Source organism: Brucella sp. GW823-FHT04E01, assembly GCF_058796175.1.
This window is the reverse complement of record NZ_JBXAIK010000003.1, coordinates 249,294-266,292: the sequence shown is the minus strand read 5'-3', so window position 1 is coordinate 266,292 and position 16,999 is coordinate 249,294. Positions and strand designations below refer to the sequence as shown.

Below are 16,999 nucleotides of genomic sequence, written 5' to 3'. Positions count from 1 at the left end.
ACTTTTGAGCGGCCCCGGTTTTCTCGATACATTCTGCTCACGCTCTAGTCTTTCGGTTCTTAGCCGTAAAGCCTCTCGTACCGCCGTATTTTCTTTCCGCACTGCCTTCAATGCTTGTAACATCGCCGTACTGGTCATGTGTAGCTCCCTCCATAACCTAAATGTGAATGTCTAAGCTTAGCTAATTGCTGTGATCCAACTATTTTTGGATGCGCGTAGGAACGCCCGCTCGCCTTACTACATCTGCTATGTGGCTAGTCAGCCCCACATTACCATTTAATAGAATGCCTTCGTCAGGCGAAAGTTCGGTTAATAAACTTCGTAGCGCCTCAAGCCCGTCACGAATGTCGAAGTCTCGCCAATTCTGCGCCTCTCCGGGTACGATCGAGTGCCCTTTAGAAGCGCTGCGACCGTGATGCAGCTGCAAAACCCAAACATTTGAACCATCATACGCCCATTCGAAACGAACCGGGCCCAAATGCCGCTTTACATCGTTGGCGACACGAAGGACTTGCATTTGAACATTTTGCGGCAACGACTCAGGTTCGTGTTCACCTTGCATAAAACGGTCGCCATATCCTTCAACACCTTCGATTACAACTTTGCCATCAGCTGTCTCAATGCATGCACCGGACCAGCTTGAGTCAATTGATTGTTGTGAAAGCACTGATGCGACGGCTTCGCTTTCAGGATCCTCTTGTTGAAGCAATCGGAAGGGATCTATCCAGCCCAACACGGTCGTAAACTTACCCGGCACCTGTTCAACGGGGCATGTTCTGAGCCAAACATCGCCAGAACTGGTTTGCCTACCGAAAGAAAAAGGAGCAACTCGCCGACCGATTACCGTTGTATAAGGAACCAATTCCCCACACAGATGAGCCATTAATAGTCCATAAGCTTTATCACCAATGAGTCGAGAAAAATCATTTGGCCAAGTGATGATCGATGAGGAGCTTAATGGATTCGCGTGTTCTTCATATTCCCAAAACAACAGATGAGACCTTCGCCAACCTGCTTTTATCGGGTGGATACTGAACTCAACACGCGCTGACTTTTCTTTCGGAAACTCTATTCCAAATCCGTAGACTATGCTCAGCAATCGCTGCGCCCAATCTCTCGGAAGAGAAGCAAAGCCGGGCTTCTCAACTCCTCTGGGAGTAGCATCTGGCCGGAATTCCACTACATCACCAAGAACGACCCCCGAAACACCTCCGTCAGAGACGTTGATTGTTTCGTTCAATATGGTGAACGCCCCTTCCTGAGAAAGGCGTTCAAGATGGAGTTCAATAAGCCGTGCATCTGTAAGCCCGTATATAAACTCCCGGCTCTGCATTTCATTTGCGTTATAGCTACGGATATTAACCATATGAGAATTGCTCGCATTGAGCAAAGACCCAACCGCAACTGCCGTAGACTGAAACCGATAGTTTGCTTCAAATCCCCTGACCCGACAAAACTGCTGGATTGGACCGAGCTTCGCAGGGGAAAAACTCACAAACTGAGCAACATTGTGAGTTCTGGCCAATTGATCAAGACTAGCGTCTTTACGAAAAAAAGCCATTTAAGCCCCGAGAATGTGAGAACAAAACCAGAATACTAATCATAAACATAACAACTAAGCATTGATTCGATAAGGCCACTTTATCCTCCCTGTCGCTCACTTCAGTTATATGATCGACGCATCAAACGGCAGCGCAATCTTCTGCAGCTCATTATGGCGCCATTCAAGGGAACCGCCCTCCCCATAATTAGGCCGGTCGATGGTGTGCCCCATCAACGACCGGCGCAGTTCTGCATCCAGACCAGCTTCCTTCATCCGATCTTCGAACGCATGACGAAACGAGTAGATCTTATGCTTGTCGGTTGGGAACAGCCCGTTGTTCTTGAAGAACTTATTCAGCGTGTTCGACATATGGGTTTCTTTATGCCGGTAACGCGGAAATCCCCCACCGTGCTTTTTAAACACTTCAACAGCTATCCCAACGAGCGGAATAATGCGCTTGGATGATTCCGTTTTGATTTCCCGCTTGCCCTCGCCATCTTCGATAGCTGTTACCTCTATGTAGGGCAGCTTATCGTTCGCGTGGATATGCTCAGGACGAAGGTTGCATATCTCGCTGGGGCGCGCGCCCGTCTCGATCATAGCGAGCACAACGCCTCTCGCTTCATCATTCAGACCAGCCAAGGCACCCTTTTTGAGGATACTATCTTTGATCCAGGTGGCGCTGAAAGGCGGTCTGGATCTCTTTTTCTCGATAAAACCGAGATCTGCGAAAGGGTTCTCGCGGTTCCTTTCACCATTGTGCGTGAAGTAGCGACCGTAGAGAATTTTCAGATCCGACAGGATCCGGTTGCCAGCCGTCGCTGTGTGCGTGGCTTCCCCTTTGTCAGGGGCTATCCGCTTCAACCAGAAATTATAGACCTTGAGCGCGTCAGCGCGGGTGATCTCATCAATGTGCTTATCTTCATTCAACTCGACAAAATAATTCACCGCCGACTGCTTCTGCTGCACCCACTTGCGGCGCTGCGCCTCGCTCTTGTCGCGGAGCTGGTCGGCTGCAATCTGAGAGCGATAAATCTTGAACGCCTGATTGATCGTCACCTTTGGCGCATCGACGGTACCCAGAATGGCGGCGGCCTGCATAACCGGGGCACTCGGCGCGAGGATGGTCTCAATGCGCTTGAGGATCTTATCCAGCGGCTCGGAAGCGATTTCCCTTGCCGTATGAAATGTGAAGCCTAGAGCTTCCACGCGCTTAACTGCAGCGTCGTATTTCGCTCTGGCCTCGTCCTTGTCGCCGCCCATGATGAGCGAGGCCCAAAGCTCGCCATCTGCCTTTTCGAGCAGATCACGCTTGGATCGCGCAACGACCAGATCTGTCGTTTGCATTGACTGTTTAATGATGGGAGAGCGAGAATCGAGCGTTCCGATGGTTCCCGGTACGCGACGGCGGTAATAGTAAATGCCCCTGATTTTGGTCAGATGACGGTCTGCACTGCTATCGTCAATCTTGCGCCCCATAGGCAGCTCCACATATGCAATCCGGCAATTTGTGCACCCATAAGTGCACCCGTTTGTGTCCGCATATGTAGCCAAATTTTCCGCAAGCAACAATAGCCTTACAGCGCGATTGTCATTTCTCGCTGTAAATTCAATGTCTTATAGTGATGGCCTGAAAGTGAAATTGGTACGGTCGGTTGGAGTTGAACCAACGACCTCAGGAGCCACAATCCTGCGCTCTAACCAACTGAGCTACGACCGCGTACCTTTGTGTCGGCTGCGTGACGCTCTGGCGTCGCCGACAGGGGGTCACATACGGAGAATCGATCCATATTGCAAGTGATTATAGCTCTCTTTTTTGAGAAATTCCCAATTGCGGGGTTCAATATCAAATCCTGCTGTTAACGGTCACCGGCTGGTAACCATTATAGGTGACCGGCTGTGCACAACCCGGATATTGGCCCGAGCCTGTAAAATTGCCTTTCCCGTATTAACTAATGAAACAGAAAATGCAGCCCATACCAAATGGCAATGTGGACCCGCGCCCATAAGAGGCTTATTAACAGGGTGTTAACGAGCACTGCGGGCGGTCGAAAGAACAGGTAAGGACAGGTATGTCAGGATCATACCCCTTCATCGATATTGCCGCGCTGGATTCTATCCGCGAAGGCTTTGCAAAGGGCGATGCGCAGCTCGTGCTGAAGCACGACCTGTCGGCAGTGCTTTGGGTCAACGGCCCCGGCGCGCAGCTTTTCGGCTTCGATCGCGTGGAAGACATGATCGGCGGCGGCCTTGATCTGCCCATCGCCACACGCCGGCAGATCGCCTCTTCGAACAGCAATGCGGAGGGTGAAACCCGAACCGTTTCCGTTCGCCTCGGCGGCGGACTACGTTCCGACCTTACCCGGTTCAGCGTGTCGCATATTACACTTCCCGACGGCGTGTCCGGGCTGCTGCTGACTGCCGATGGCAAGGACACAGAAGCTGAAGACATCATTTCCGGCCTCAGCGACGACAGCACGCATATTGCGCTGATCGACGCGAACAGCCGGGTGATTGCCGCAAGCCCGCGTTTTGCTGTGCTCGACATTTCCTCCACGACACTGGAAGACCTTGTCATCGAAGCTGCAGATGCGACCGACCGTATCGTCAAGCGCCGTATCCGCGCCGGAAAGCATTCCGTGCCGGGAGCGATTACGCGGCTGACCGATACACCGCCCATGCATCTTCTTTGCATCATTGGTGATGCTCCCGTCGCGACATTGGAAGCACCCGCTGCTCTGCAGGGTGAAGCCGAAGAAATTCTGGAAGAGATACTTCCAGAGCCTGTGGAGAGCGCAAATACTGAAGATGCTTCCGCTGATCAGCAGAAGCCCCGCAGTTTTGTGTTCGAACAGGATGCTCCGCCCGCGCGCTTCATCTGGAAGGTGGGACCGGACGGCACATTCAGCGAAATATCGCCGGACCTCGCCGCCACGATTGGGCCGAATGCGGCTGATGTCGTCGGGCGTCGCTTTGCCGATGTGGCCAATGTCTTCGGCTTCGACCCTGATGGCAGTATTGCGGCGCTGCTGGACAAGCGTGACACATGGTCGGGAAAACGGTTGATGTGGCCGGTGGAAGGCACGGATTTGCGCGTGCCGGTCGAGCTTGCCGCCCTGCCCGTTTATTCGCGCGATCGGGAATTTACCGGTTTCCGCGGCTTTGGCCTGGTGCGTCCGGCTGAGGCCGAAAAGGACCCGGAAAAAATCGGACTGGTGCTTGCAGGCGGCATTCCGCAGGCGCGCAAGCCCGTCAGCGAACCGGTCGAAACGGCAACGCCTGTCGAAGACGACGATGTTCTGGCGCTAGGCGAAGAAATTGCCAATGACGACAGTCCTGTCGCAACGCTGCCCAAGCCGCCGCTGGATATCGCGCCAACACCGGGACGCCGAGAATCCGATAAGGTGATCAGCTTACTGAACGCTTGCGCAGAAGAGAAAGTGGCTGCGGACCAGGCACGGATGCTTAAAGAACGGGAGCGCGAAGAGCGTCCCGAAGGCGGGCTGACCAAGACCGAGCGCAACGCATTTCGCGAAATTGCTGATCGTCTGCGCAAGCAGGGTCTTGCCAATTCGCGCGCCGAAACCGAAACGGTCGCCATATCGGACGAGACCGTTATTGACAGCTCGCAGCCGGTCGAAAAGACCGAAGTGAAAGCGTCGCTCATCGACGAAGTTAGCGCCGACGAAGCATCACTTCCGTCATCCGGAATGGCCTATGGAGATGAAACGGCCCTGCTGGCCAATCTGCCTGTGCCGGTCATCATTCATTCGGGCGATAAGATCCATTACGTCAATCAGGCCTTGCTCGATCTCACCGGCTATGAATCGCTTGATGATATTCGCGGTGCGGGTGGCGTCGATGTGCTGTTCAACAGCGAAAGCGACGATGGCGAAACGCGACAGGGTATGGTGTTGCGCCGCGCCAATGGCAGTGAAGAACCTGTCGATGCGCATCTCAACGCCATTTCCTGGCGCGAAGGCCGCGCACTCATGCTGAGCCTGATGCCGGTGGCAGCTGCACCGGTATCCGTTGAAGCCGTTGCGCCCCCCGCTGAAGCGCCGGTTGCGATCGACAAGGACGACGAGAAGCAGGCACTTGCGGATCATGTCGAGGAACTGAAGACCATTCTCGACACGGCGACGGATGGCGTTGTCCTTATTGACCCTGAAGGCCGCATCCGCTCGATGAACCATTCGGCCTCCGCCCTCTTCGGCTATGAACGCGACGAGACGGAAGGCAAGTTCTTCTCGATGCTGTTCGCCATCGAAAGCCAGCGCGCCGCCATGGACTATCTGCACGGACTTTCCGGCAACGGTGTTCTAAGTGTCCTCAATGATGGGCGCGAAGTGATCGGCCGCGAAGCCAAGGGCGGCTTTATTCCGCTGTTCATGACCATCGGCAAACTACCGCACACGCGTGGGTTCTGCGCCGTTCTGCGTGACATCACCCAGTGGAAACGCACCGAGGAAGAACTGACCAATGCGCGCAAGGAAGCTGAACGCGCTTCAAGCCAGAAAACAGAGTTTCTGGCACGCATCAGCCACGAAATCCGCACGCCGCTCAATGCAATCATCGGTTTTTCCGAGCTGATGGCCGATGAAAAGTTCGGCTCCATCGGCAATGATCGCTACCGGGATTACCTGCGCGACATCAACCGTTCCGGCAATCACGTGCTGGCATTGGTCAATGATCTGCTCGACATTTCAAAGATCGAAGCTGGCGCTCTCGACATGCAGTTTGAAGCGGTCTCACTCAACGATGCTATTGCCGAAGCCATTGCACTGATGCAACCGCAGGCCAACCGCGAGCGCGTCATCATCCGTTCGAGCTTCCAATCCAACCTGCCCGACATTGTTGCCGATACGCGTTCAATCAAGCAGGTAGCCCTGAACCTTCTGTCCAACGCTGTGCGCTTCACGGCTCCGGGCGGTCAGGTGATCGTGTCGACAAGCTATGAAATGAACGGCGATGTCGTGATGCGGGTGCGCGATACCGGCATCGGCATGACCAAATCCGAGGTCGAGCAGGCACTGAAACCATTCCGGCAGGTCAACGCGCTGGAACGCCGCAAGGCCGAGACCGCGAAGGACTGGCGCAGTGAAGGCACCGGGCTGGGCCTGCCCCTGACAAAAGCCATGGTAGAAGCCAATCGGGCGCAATTTGCCATCGATTCCACTCCGGGACACGGAACGGTGGTCGAGATTGCCTTCCCGCCCACACGCGTACTGGCTGACTGATCGGCACCTTGAAAGACTAAAGAACCTCCCCTTGCGGGAGGTTTTTTCATGTCCTGATTCAACACAAAAAAAAGCGCCGGACGAACCGGCGCTATCAGAATCTCAGAGACAAAGGACACAAAAGCAATTCGCAACGGAGCACCGGAAACGGCAGCTCGATCATCACTCAGTGTTGCATTCCTTATCGCGTGAAGCCGGTTAACGACGCCTTAAGTTCTTCGTTCAGAATTTACGCATTAGTAGCGACTGTAAAATCAGGGTTAATTTCCGCGCAGCAATTGATTAACCATAGGAAAGAAGCAGCGTTGTTGATTTGATTCCGTTCTCTGCAACCGTAGACGACTTATCATAAAACTAGCGTCTTTGCTTTGACCCATTGCTGGTTTACAGCTTGAAATACGTCGCGCAAAAGTGCTCAGCAGTTTTGCGATAACTATATGCAAAAAACGAATACCAGAGGCGCGGCGCGAAGAAAAAACGTGGCGTGTTTCTATGAAACTTCACTGATTGGATGGTTGATGCGCTGGCCCCGATTTACGCGCCTCATAATTGCGCTCGTCATTCTCTGCGCCGCGGCTGCAGCAACCTTGCTGGCCGTGGTGCCTTTTATCGTCTCTACCGATGCCATCCGTATCCGCGTTGCACAGGAAATCAGCGCCTGGACCGGCTATAGCGTTGAACTGCGACAAGCCCCTCGCCTGAAGGTGTTCCCCGTTTTGCGCGCATCGTTGAACGGCGTGACGCTCAGCAAACTTACCGATCAGGGGCAGAAGCCACTCATGAGCGCTGATCGCATCGATGTGGAGCTTTCTCCGCTCGATGCCATCATGGGACATATCTCGTTTTCCGAAACGCAGATCGTCCGTCCGCATGTGAACCTCGACGGACCGATTTCGAATTTCTCACAGCTCCTCGACGCCATCGCCAATTCCAACGGACGCCTCGGCACCGCGATCCGTGCGCAGCGCGCCCTGCAAAAAGACGGTTCCGGAGATAATGCACAGGCAACGCAGCAGGCTTCACAACCGTTTGGCCGTGTCGTGGTTCGTGATGGGACGATTGCCTTCAACCGTCCGGATAGCGAGCCGGAAATCACCAGTGACGAACAGATAACCGATGTCAACGCAACGCTGGAATGGCCGCGCACATCGAGTGCCGCAACGCTGAAAGGCAGCGCCAAATGGCGCGAAGAGACCTCCCAGTTCAGCCTGACTGCCGCACAAGCGCTGCCGCTTCTGGCGGGCGGCACATCGGATGTGACCGCAAGCCTGACCGCCAATCCGCTAAGCCTCACATTTCAGGGCAAGGCGAATATTTCCAAGGATCGTTTTTTCGAAGGAGATCTGACTGCCAAGACCCCGTCACTCAGCGGCGCGGTGCGCTGGCTCAGCCTTCCGCCAATTGCGGGCAGCGCCGAAATCGGTGCATTCTCGCTGGAATCCACCATAACCGCGACGCCGAAACGGCTGAAATTCGCCGATGTGGAAATGACCGCCAGCGACAGCCCGGCCAAGGGCGTGATCGAGATCGGTCTGGAACAGGAACAGCCTGCGGTAACCGGAACACTGGCTTTCGACAAGCTTGACCTTGGTCGCCTGTTTTCAGCCTTCATTCCACTGCCCGACAGCGGCGCGCGCTCGCCGAACGAGCGCAACAATCACGACCGCGACGTGGTCGATACGAGCTTCATTGATCGCGCAGAAGTCGACCTTCGCCTTTCCGCGCAGAGTGCCACGGCGGGCCCGGTGAACATGACGGGTGTAGCTGCTGCGGTTCAGATACGAGGCGGACGTGCCATCTTCGACATCGGCGACGCCAAAGCCTTCAACGGCATCATGCAAGCCAATGTGCAGATCGTGCGTGACCTGAAAAGTGCGAGCGGCGAATTGCGTTTCAACGCCTCAGATATCGACAGTTCGCAGTTCTTTACGGCACTTGGCTTCGACAAGCCTTTCGTAAGCGGCAAAGGCAATGTTTCCCTGTTCATGAAAGGTCCGGCCAATCGCTGGTCCGGCCTTTTGACCAATGCGCAGGGCAATGTTTCCATCCAGCTCAACAATGGTCAGATGCAGGGCTTTGCCGTGCAGGATTTTCTGACCAAGGCGCAGAGCCAGCGCTTCTTCGCTCTGGAGCGGAAGGAAAACGTCGCGCTTGCCTTCAATCGTCTGGATGTGAAAGCCAATCTTTCCGATGGTGTGGCGACGCTGGAAAATGCGCGTCTCGACACTTCCGATGGCACGCTGACGCTGGCAGGTATTGTGCCTTTCGTGGATCGCAGTCTGGCGCTGAGTGGTGAAGTCGTTTTCCCGAACAGCCAGCCGCAGCAGCCACAGGAAGGCAGCACAGACGGTCAGGATAGCCAGCCGCCAGCCGAAACTCCGCCCGCCAAGCCGCCGCTCAATTTCTTCGTCGGCGGCTCGTGGGATCGGCCATTTATTTCACCGTCATCCATGGGAACGGGGCAGTAAGCCCCGTTTTTCATTATCCCATACGGAATGCCGCCTGCTCGTCGCGGCGGCGCTGCACTTCGCGACGCTTGTTGACGACCGAGGCGATGATGACACCAATGGTCACCAGCGCGATCAGGATTGTACAGACAGCGTTGATTTCCGGCGTCACACCAAGGCGCACCTGGCTGTAGATCTTCATCGGCAGCGTGGTTGCGCCCGGACCGGAGGTAAAGCTTGCAATCACCAGATCGTCGAGCGACAGGGTGAATGCAAGCATCCAGCCTGAAACCACGGCAGGCAGGATGACCGGCAGAGTTACCTTCATGAAGGTCGTGACCGGCGGCGCACCCAGATCCATTGCCGCTTCTTCCAGCGAACGATCAAAGCTCACCAGACGCGACTGCACGACGACCGCCACGAAACACATCGAAAAGGTGATGTGCGCAAGCGTCACCGTCCAGAAGCCACGGTCGAAATTCATCGCCACGAACAGCAGCAGCAATGAAAGACCGGTGATGACATCCGGCATGACCAGCGGTGCGTAAACCATGCCCGAAAACAGGATGCGTCCACGAAAGCGCGTATAACGTGTCAGCGCCAGCGCTGCGAGCGTGCCCAGAACAGTGGCAATCGTTGCGGACAGAAGCCCGACACGGATCGTCACCCATGCCGCATCCATCAGCGCCTGATTGCGAAACAGCTCGACATACCATTTGGTCGAGAACCCTGCCCAGACCGTGACCAGTCGGGATTCGTTGAACGAGTAAATCACCAGCAGAACGATGGGCAGATAAAGGAAGGCAAAGCCCAGAGCCACCGATGCGATATTGAAGCGGGACCAGTTGTTCTGCATCCTATTTCCCCTTTTCCTGTGCCCGCGCCTGCGCCTGCTGGAAAATTACGATCGGAATGATCAGCAGGATCAGGAGCACCACGGCCACCGCCGACGAGACCGGCCAGTCGCGATTGGAGAAGAACTCACTCCAGATCGTCTTACCGATCATGAGTGTCTGCGAACCACCGAGAAGGTCCGGAATGACGAACTCACCTACGGCCGGAATGAACACGAGGAAGCAGCCCGCAAGCACACCTGCTAGCGACAATGGGAAAGTGATCTTCCAGAAAGCGGCGAACGGTGTGCAGCCGAGATCCTGTGCCGCTTCGATGAGCGAATAGTCCATCTTTTCCAGCGAGGAATAGATCGGCAACACCATGAACGGCAGATAGGAATAGACGATCCCGATGAAGATGGCCGTATCGGTATTGAGAATATTGAGCGGCGTATCGATGACGTTGAGCCACATCAGAAACTGATTGAGCAGGCCTTCCGGCTTCAAAATGCCGATCCATGCATAGACGCGGATCAGAAACGAAGTCCAGAACGGCAGGATCACCAGCATCAGCAATGTCGGACGGATTGTCGTCGGCGCGCGCGCCATGCCATAGGCCATCGGATAGGCGACAAGCAAGGTCAGGAAGGTGGAGATAGCCGCAATGCGGACACTGGACAGATAGGCTTTGTAATAAAGCGGATCATCCAACAGCCAGAGATAATTGTCGAAGGAGAGTTGTTTGATTTTCTCCCACGTTGCTGCGAACCCCTGTGCCAGATCGAAAGTTGGCATATAGGCCGGGATCGCCATCGCGACTTCCGACAGGGAAATCTTGAAGACGATGAAGAACGGGACGAGAAAGAATACCAGCAGCCAGAGATAAGGCACTGCGATGACGAGACGGCTGGCAATGGAAGCGACGAGCTTCTGCATGGTGCCCTCCTCAGGCGGTCAGCACCAGACCGGCATCGGTATCGAAGGAAACCCAGACGCGCTCGTCATAGGTCAGCGGATTTTCCGTCTTGCGCACGGCATTGAGGCTTGCAGCCTTGATCGTGCGCCCATTTTCGAGCCGCACGTGAAACACCGTCATATCGCCGAAATAGGCAATATCCCAAAGCTCGCCTTCCACCGCATTGACCGACGCATCGTCCGGCTTTTCGCGTGTGATCCGCGTCTTTTCAGGACGCACCGCATACCAGACCTTCTGGCCCGGATTGAGTTCTTCGCGAGTCTCGGTCTGAATGTGGAAACCGAATTTTTCGGTAGCGATCTCGGCCTCGCCATTGGCGGCTTTCACCACTTCGCCTTCGATGATGTTCACATTGCCGATGAAGTCGGCCACGAATTTGGAGCGCGGTGCCTCATAGACTTCCGCCGGCGTCGCCACCTGCTTGATACGGCCCTTGTCCATCACCGCGATGCGGTCGGACATGGTCATTGCTTCTTCCTGATCGTGGGTGACGACCATGAAGGTCATGCCAAGCTTGACCTGCAAATCCATCAGTTCGAACTGGGTTTCCTCGCGCAGCTTCTTGTCGAGCGCGCCCAGCGGCTCATCCAGCAGCAACACCTTGGGGCGCTTGGCGACAGAGCGGGCGAGCGCCACGCGCTGACGCTGGCCGCCAGACAACTGATGCGGCTTGCGCTTGCCATATTGCTCCAGCTTCACGAGCTTGAGCATTTCAGCGACGCGCGCATCGATTTCCGACTTCGCCATGCCGTCCTGCTTGAGGCCGAAAGCGATATTATTCTCGACCGTCATATGCGGAAACAGCGCATAGGACTGAAACATCATGTTGACCGGGCGCTTATAGGGCGGGATGCCGCGCATATCCTGGCCGTCGAGCGTGATGCGGCCCGATGTCGGCTCCTCAAAGCCTGCCAGCATGCGCATCAGCGTGGTCTTGCCACAGCCGGAAGCGCCAAGCAGCGCGAAGAACTCGCGGTTGAAAACATTGAGCGAGAGATCATCGACGGCGGTAAAATCGCCGAATATTTTCGTCACATTCTCAAAAGAAATGAAGGGCTTGGCCGCCGGATCGTTCCAGGGCGCAAATTTGCGGCGAAAACTGCCAAAAGATTCCATTCCGTTCCCCTATCCGATCTACCCGGAACCAAAAGCCTGTCTATAAAGCGGGACCGCTCTCGATAATTTGCTGTATTACAAGACGCAGAGCGGCCCTCCGTCTGCACAGTGGGCCGCTCTTCACGATGTCGGGCGGGACATATCGGTCCCATAGTATTTCGGCTCTTACTGGCCGGTGACGATCTTGGTCCAGGCGCGGGTGACCACGCGCTGGGTCTTGGTGTCATAAGGCGTGGGCACGAACAGCTTCTTCATGACGTCTTCGGTCGGATAGATTTCCGGATCGTCAAGAATTTCCTTGTCGATGAACTCCTGCGACGCCTTGTTGCCATTGGCATAGAACACGTAGTTCGAAGCCTTGGCAGCCACTTCCGGACGCATCATGTAGTTCATGAATTCAAGCGCTTCCGGCACATGCTTGGCGTCTGCCGGGATCGCCATCTGGTCGAACCAGATCAGCGCGCCTTCCTTCGGGATCGAATAGCCGATCTCGACGCCCTGCTTTGCCTTTTCAGCGCGATCACGTGCCTGGAAGATATCGCCCGAATAGCCGATGGCCATGCAGATATCGCCATTGGCCAGCGCATTGATATATTCAGACGAGTGGAACTTGCGGATATTCGGGCGGATCTTCAGATAAAGGTCCTGCGCCTTCTGCAGATCGTCCGGCGACGGCGAATTCGGGTCGAGACCCAGATAATTCAAAGCCGGGCGCAGCATTTCGCTGGCCGAATCAAGAAGATAGATGCCGCAACCTTTAAGCTTCGCAGACTTTTCCGGGTCGAAAAGCACGTCCCAGGAGTCGATCGTGTCGGTGCCGAGCGCTTCCTTGATCTTGGCCTTGTTGTAGCCAATGCCGGTCGTGCCCCACATGTAGTTGACGGAATATTCGTTGCCCGGATCGTAGGTTGCCGCGCGGTTGGAGATTTCATCCCACATGTTCTTGAGGTTCGGCAGTTTGTCCTTGTCGAGTTTCAGGAACACCCCTGCCGGAATCTGACGGCCAAGGAATTCGCCCGATGGCACCACGAGATCGTAGCCGCTGCCACCGGCCAGAAGCTTGGTCTCCAGAATTTCGTTGGAGTCGTAAACGTCGTAGACGACCTTGATCCCGGTTTCCTTGGTGAAATCCTTGAGAATGGAGTCGTCGATATAATCCGACCAGTTATAGATATTGACCACCCGCTCCTGCGCGCTCGCGGAAAATGTGGCAGCCGCTACAAAGCCCGTCACGACGGTCGTTGCCAGAAGGAAGGATTTGATCCCCATCATTTGCTCCAATCTGCACGATAAATTCCGGTGCAGGTTCAAGGTGGATATACTGTTTCTTTATTGCACTTTTTTAGATTGCACAGCATTCGTCAACAGGGTCGTGACAGGACGAACATAAAAATTGCATCGCAGGACCCACCCGCCCCCATCCGTGGGGCAATAAGATTTGGGCTGTGCTGAGTCGAAAATGGTGGGGCTTGAGAACCGGAGCGGAGCGTACTTTTGGGTACGTGAGCACCGGAAGCGAAAAGCCACGCCATTTGCAGGCCAGCAAAGCCGAAATATCGCGCCCCTACTGGAAGTCAAAGGCCGATAACCCCGCCACCATCTCATCCAGCCCGAGCGGACGTGTCAGCGGTGGCTCGGCACGAGTGATGCAGCCCTGCCTTTCGCACAGACGACAGGCCGGACCGATCTCGGTATTGCCAGCCTTTGAAAGTGACGCGCCATAGACCGTGTCGCTCCCCGCTTCCAGCGCACAACCAAGCAACAGCGCTGTCCGGCGCGGACGCTCGCTGAATGCGCCCTGCGGCCCTTCCAGCGTGCGGGCAATTGTCAGGAAAGCCGAGCCGTCCGGCAGTTCCGCCGGTTCCACCAGCACCTGCCCTGCCTGAGCGAAAGCCGCATAGACCGGCAGCTTGGGGCATTGACCGCCGAAGCGGGTCGGAAAACCTTCCGCCCCTGCAACGCGCAGGCGATTGCCCGCATGGTCGATTTCCATCACGAAGAAGGGCTGCGCACTTGCCCCCTGTCGCTGCAAGGTAGTCAGTCGGTTTGCCGCCTGCTGGAATGAAACCCCGAAACGCGTGCGTAGCACATCGACATCATAACGGGCCCGCACGGCTGCATCGCGAAACTGGCGATAAGGCATCATCAAAGCCTGCGCCGCATAGCGCGCCAGTTCGAACCGCGCGATGCGCTTGGCCTCGCCCGACGACAGTTTCAAGCCTTCCGTCTCTGCGCCGATCACCACCTGCATCCGGATCAATGCCGCCTCCATGGCAATTTCCTGCAACTGATCGAAGGGCGACAGACGCTCCGAAATAAACAGCCGCTGCGAATGCCGGTCATAACGCCTGCGCCAGTTCGGCATGGTGGCGACCGGCAACGTGCGAACCGTGATGCCATGCTCGCGGCGCAGCCAGTCCTTCAAGGCGCTGGGTAAATCCCCGTCCGGCTTAAGGAGGGTGTAAAAGCTCTCCGCCTCTTCCTCGATACGAGGATAATGGTTGGCCCGCCGCGCCATCACATCGCGCACTTCATCGAGCGGCAGGCGCGTCGCGGAAAGCTCAGCCCCGCTTCCCTCATGCGACAGCAATTGCGACAAATCGGACAAGCGTTGCTGCTGCTCGCGATAGGCACGGTAAAGTTTCATAATGCCGACGGCAGCATTGGGCGCGGCCTCGCCGATTTCGACCAATTCCTGATCGCCCGGCAGTTCACCGGTCAGAAGTGGATCGGAAAACACTTCCTTCAGCCCCGTGATCGTGGAGCCGCTTTCGGCCTGAAGACTGTCGAGGTCGAGCTTGTAAACACTGGCGAGCTTCAACAGGAGCTGCACCGTCAAGGGCCGCTGGTTGCGCTCGATCAGGTTGAGATAGGACGGCGAAATGCCAAGCGCCTCGGCCATCGCCGTCTGGGTCAAGCCTCGCTCGTTGCGGATGCGCCTGATGCGTGGGCCGGCAAATATCTTGCGTTCGCTCACCTGATCCTCCCGACCCATAACGGCAGTTTTACAATTCATGACAAAATAGCTGTAAAATTCAACTTTGACAAGATTTACAAATTTACAGTGCCATCCAGTCAAAACTCCGACAGCATTACCTCAATTATAAGCTCTTTTTATTGGTTTTTCTGGCGCACTAACAATCTCGATTGTAAATCTGGTCACAGAAAGAGCGCAGACAAATTGCTCTTCCAGAACCAGTCCAAAGTGTGAGGAGACACCGAAATGACAGATTTTTACAGCCTTATTCCTTCGGCACCAAAGGGTCGCTTCGACGGCATCCAGCGTGCGCATACGGCCGAAGATGTAAAAAGGCTGCGTGGTTCGGTGGAGATCAAGTATTCGCTGGCCGAGATGGGCGCCAACCGCCTCTGGAAGCTGATCCATGAGGAAGATTTCGTCAATGCGCTGGGCGCGCTTTCCGGCAATCAGGCCATGCAGATGGTTCGCGCCGGACTGAAGGCAATCTACCTCTCCGGCTGGCAGGTTGCAGCGGATGCGAACACGGCTTCGGCCATGTATCCGGACCAGTCACTCTATCCGGCGAATGCCGCCCCGGAACTGGCCAAGCGCATCAACAAGACGTTGCAGCGTGCCGACCAGATCGAAACCGCCGAAGGCAAGGGACTTTCGGTCGATACCTGGTTTGCCCCCATCGTTGCCGACGCTGAAGCAGGATTCGGTGGTCCGCTGAACGCTTTCGAGATCATGAAAGCCTTCATCGAGGCGGGTGCAGCAGGCGTTCACTACGAGGACCAGCTTGCCTCGGAAAAGAAGTGCGGCCATCTTGGCGGCAAGGTTCTGATCCCGACGGCAGCGCACATCCGCAACCTTAACGCGGCGCGCCTGGCTGCTGACGTGATGGGAACGGCAACGCTGGTTATTGCCCGCACGGATGCGGAAGCCGCCAAGCTTCTGACCTCGGACATTGACGAGCGCGACCAGCCCTTCGTCGATTACGATGCTGGCCGTACGGCGGAAGGCTTCTATCAGGTGAAGAACGGCATCGAGCCATGTATCGCCCGTGCGATTGCCTATGCGCCCTATTGCGATCTGATCTGGATGGAAACATCCAAGCCGGATCTCGAACAGGCCCGCCGCTTCGCGGAAGCCGTACACAAGGCACATCCGGGCAAGAAGCTCGCCTATAACTGCTCGCCGTCGTTCAACTGGAAGAAGAACCTCGACGATGCCACGATTGCCAAGTTCCAGCGTGAGCTGGGCGCGATGGGCTACAAGTTCCAGTTCATCACGCTGGCCGGTTTCCACCAGCTCAACTTCGGCATGTTCGAACTGGCACGCGGCTACAAGGACCGGCAGATGGCAGCCTATTCCGAATTGCAACAGGCGGAATTTGCAGCCGAAGCCAACGGCTACACCGCGACCAAGCATCAGCGTGAAGTCGGCACCGGTTATTTCGATGCCGTGTCACTCGCAATCACCGGCGGCCAGTCTTCGACCACCGCCATGAAGGAATCGACTGAAACAGCACAGTTCAGACCGGCTGCTGAATAACAGCCCGGCGACAAACAGGAGGAACAGTTCCATGAATTCGCCAGCACGCGTCAAGGAAAGAGCAGAAGAACAATCTTCAAGCATGACCACGGATCAGCAGACCGTTATCCGTATGCTCGCCAACGATCTGCATCGCCTCAACTACACCGTCATGAAGGCGGTCGAGGCAGGCGTTTCCGTGGAATTGGTCCGCTCGGCCCGGCATCATGGTGGCGACGGCAACTGGGGTGACCTACTGATCCCAGTCATTGTCACCCACGACAAATGATGATGCTCCCGACTATCGCCGTCGCCGCCATGTTCCTTCATTTTGTGTGCCTTCGGCAGCACG

Annotated in this window: 11 protein-coding genes and 1 tRNA gene; 4 read left to right on the top strand and 8 right to left on the bottom strand. The window is 55.8% G+C overall.

The window, feature by feature from the left end:
• Positions 1-199 precede the first annotated feature (199 nt).
• The 3 genes from AC1RHM_RS11570 to AC1RHM_RS11560 form a co-directional block, all read right to left on the bottom strand.
• Entirely contained in the window at positions 200-1,561 is a 1,362-nt protein-coding gene (locus tag AC1RHM_RS11570) for a hypothetical protein (RefSeq protein ID WP_492332519.1), read from the bottom strand.
• 105 nt (positions 1,562-1,666) lie between these two features.
• Entirely contained in the window at positions 1,667-3,022 is a 1,356-nt protein-coding gene (locus AC1RHM_RS11565; protein WP_492332518.1) for a tyrosine-type recombinase/integrase, read from the bottom strand.
• Positions 3,023-3,186: 164 nt separating this feature from the next.
• Positions 3,187-3,263, bottom strand: a tRNA-His gene (locus AC1RHM_RS11560).
• Between the two features lie 352 nt (positions 3,264-3,615).
• Between AC1RHM_RS11560 and pdhS the strand changes: the two genes are divergently transcribed.
• Together pdhS and AC1RHM_RS11550 are read left to right on the top strand one after the other, a co-directional pair.
• The gene (pdhS, locus tag AC1RHM_RS11555) at positions 3,616-6,783 is read left to right on the top strand and encodes a cell-division control histidine kinase PdhS (protein WP_010659109.1); all 3,168 of its coding nucleotides are present in this window, start codon (positions 3,616-3,618) and stop codon (positions 6,781-6,783) included.
• 518 nt (positions 6,784-7,301) lie between these two features.
• A complete protein-coding gene (locus AC1RHM_RS11550) occupies positions 7,302-9,251 on the top strand; it encodes an AsmA family protein (RefSeq protein ID WP_010659110.1) in 1,950 nt (649 codons plus the stop codon).
• A 13-nt stretch (positions 9,252-9,264) separates the two neighbouring features.
• Here AC1RHM_RS11550 and AC1RHM_RS11545 read toward each other — a convergent pair whose 3' ends face one another.
• From AC1RHM_RS11545 to AC1RHM_RS11525, 5 genes are all read right to left on the bottom strand, one after another.
• Positions 9,265-10,086 carry an ABC transporter permease gene (locus tag AC1RHM_RS11545; RefSeq protein ID WP_010659111.1) on the bottom strand — a complete coding sequence of 274 codons (822 nt, stop codon included), beginning with the start codon at positions 10,084-10,086 and terminating at the stop codon, positions 9,265-9,267.
• Between the two features lies 1 nt (position 10,087).
• Positions 10,088-10,999, bottom strand: coding sequence for an ABC transporter permease subunit (locus AC1RHM_RS11540; RefSeq protein ID WP_010659112.1), 912 nt, complete (start codon positions 10,997-10,999; stop codon positions 10,088-10,090).
• 10 nt (positions 11,000-11,009) lie between these two features.
• The gene (locus AC1RHM_RS11535) at positions 11,010-12,155 is read right to left on the bottom strand and encodes an ABC transporter ATP-binding protein (protein WP_010659113.1); all 1,146 of its coding nucleotides are present in this window, start codon (positions 12,153-12,155) and stop codon (positions 11,010-11,012) included.
• 165 nt (positions 12,156-12,320) lie between these two features.
• Positions 12,321-13,424: a polyamine ABC transporter substrate-binding protein gene (locus tag AC1RHM_RS11530; RefSeq protein WP_010659114.1), complete on the bottom strand. Its 1,104-nt coding sequence runs from the start codon at positions 13,422-13,424 to the stop codon at positions 12,321-12,323.
• A gap of 295 nt (positions 13,425-13,719) precedes the next feature.
• Positions 13,720-15,132 carry a helix-turn-helix domain-containing protein gene (locus AC1RHM_RS11525; RefSeq protein WP_010659115.1) on the bottom strand — a complete coding sequence of 471 codons (1,413 nt, stop codon included), beginning with the start codon at positions 15,130-15,132 and terminating at the stop codon, positions 13,720-13,722.
• 246 nt (positions 15,133-15,378) lie between these two features.
• On the opposite strand from AC1RHM_RS11525, the gene aceA reads away from it, so the two are divergent.
• Both aceA and AC1RHM_RS11515 read left to right on the top strand, forming a co-directional pair.
• Positions 15,379-16,668, top strand: a complete 1,290-nt coding sequence (gene aceA, locus AC1RHM_RS11520) for an isocitrate lyase (protein ID WP_010659116.1) — start codon at positions 15,379-15,381, stop codon at positions 16,666-16,668.
• A 31-nt stretch (positions 16,669-16,699) separates the two neighbouring features.
• Positions 16,700-16,936: an SMc00767 family acetate metabolism repressor gene (locus tag AC1RHM_RS11515; RefSeq protein ID WP_010659117.1), complete on the top strand. Its 237-nt coding sequence runs from the start codon at positions 16,700-16,702 to the stop codon at positions 16,934-16,936.
• The last annotated feature ends 63 nt before the right edge of the window (positions 16,937-16,999 follow it).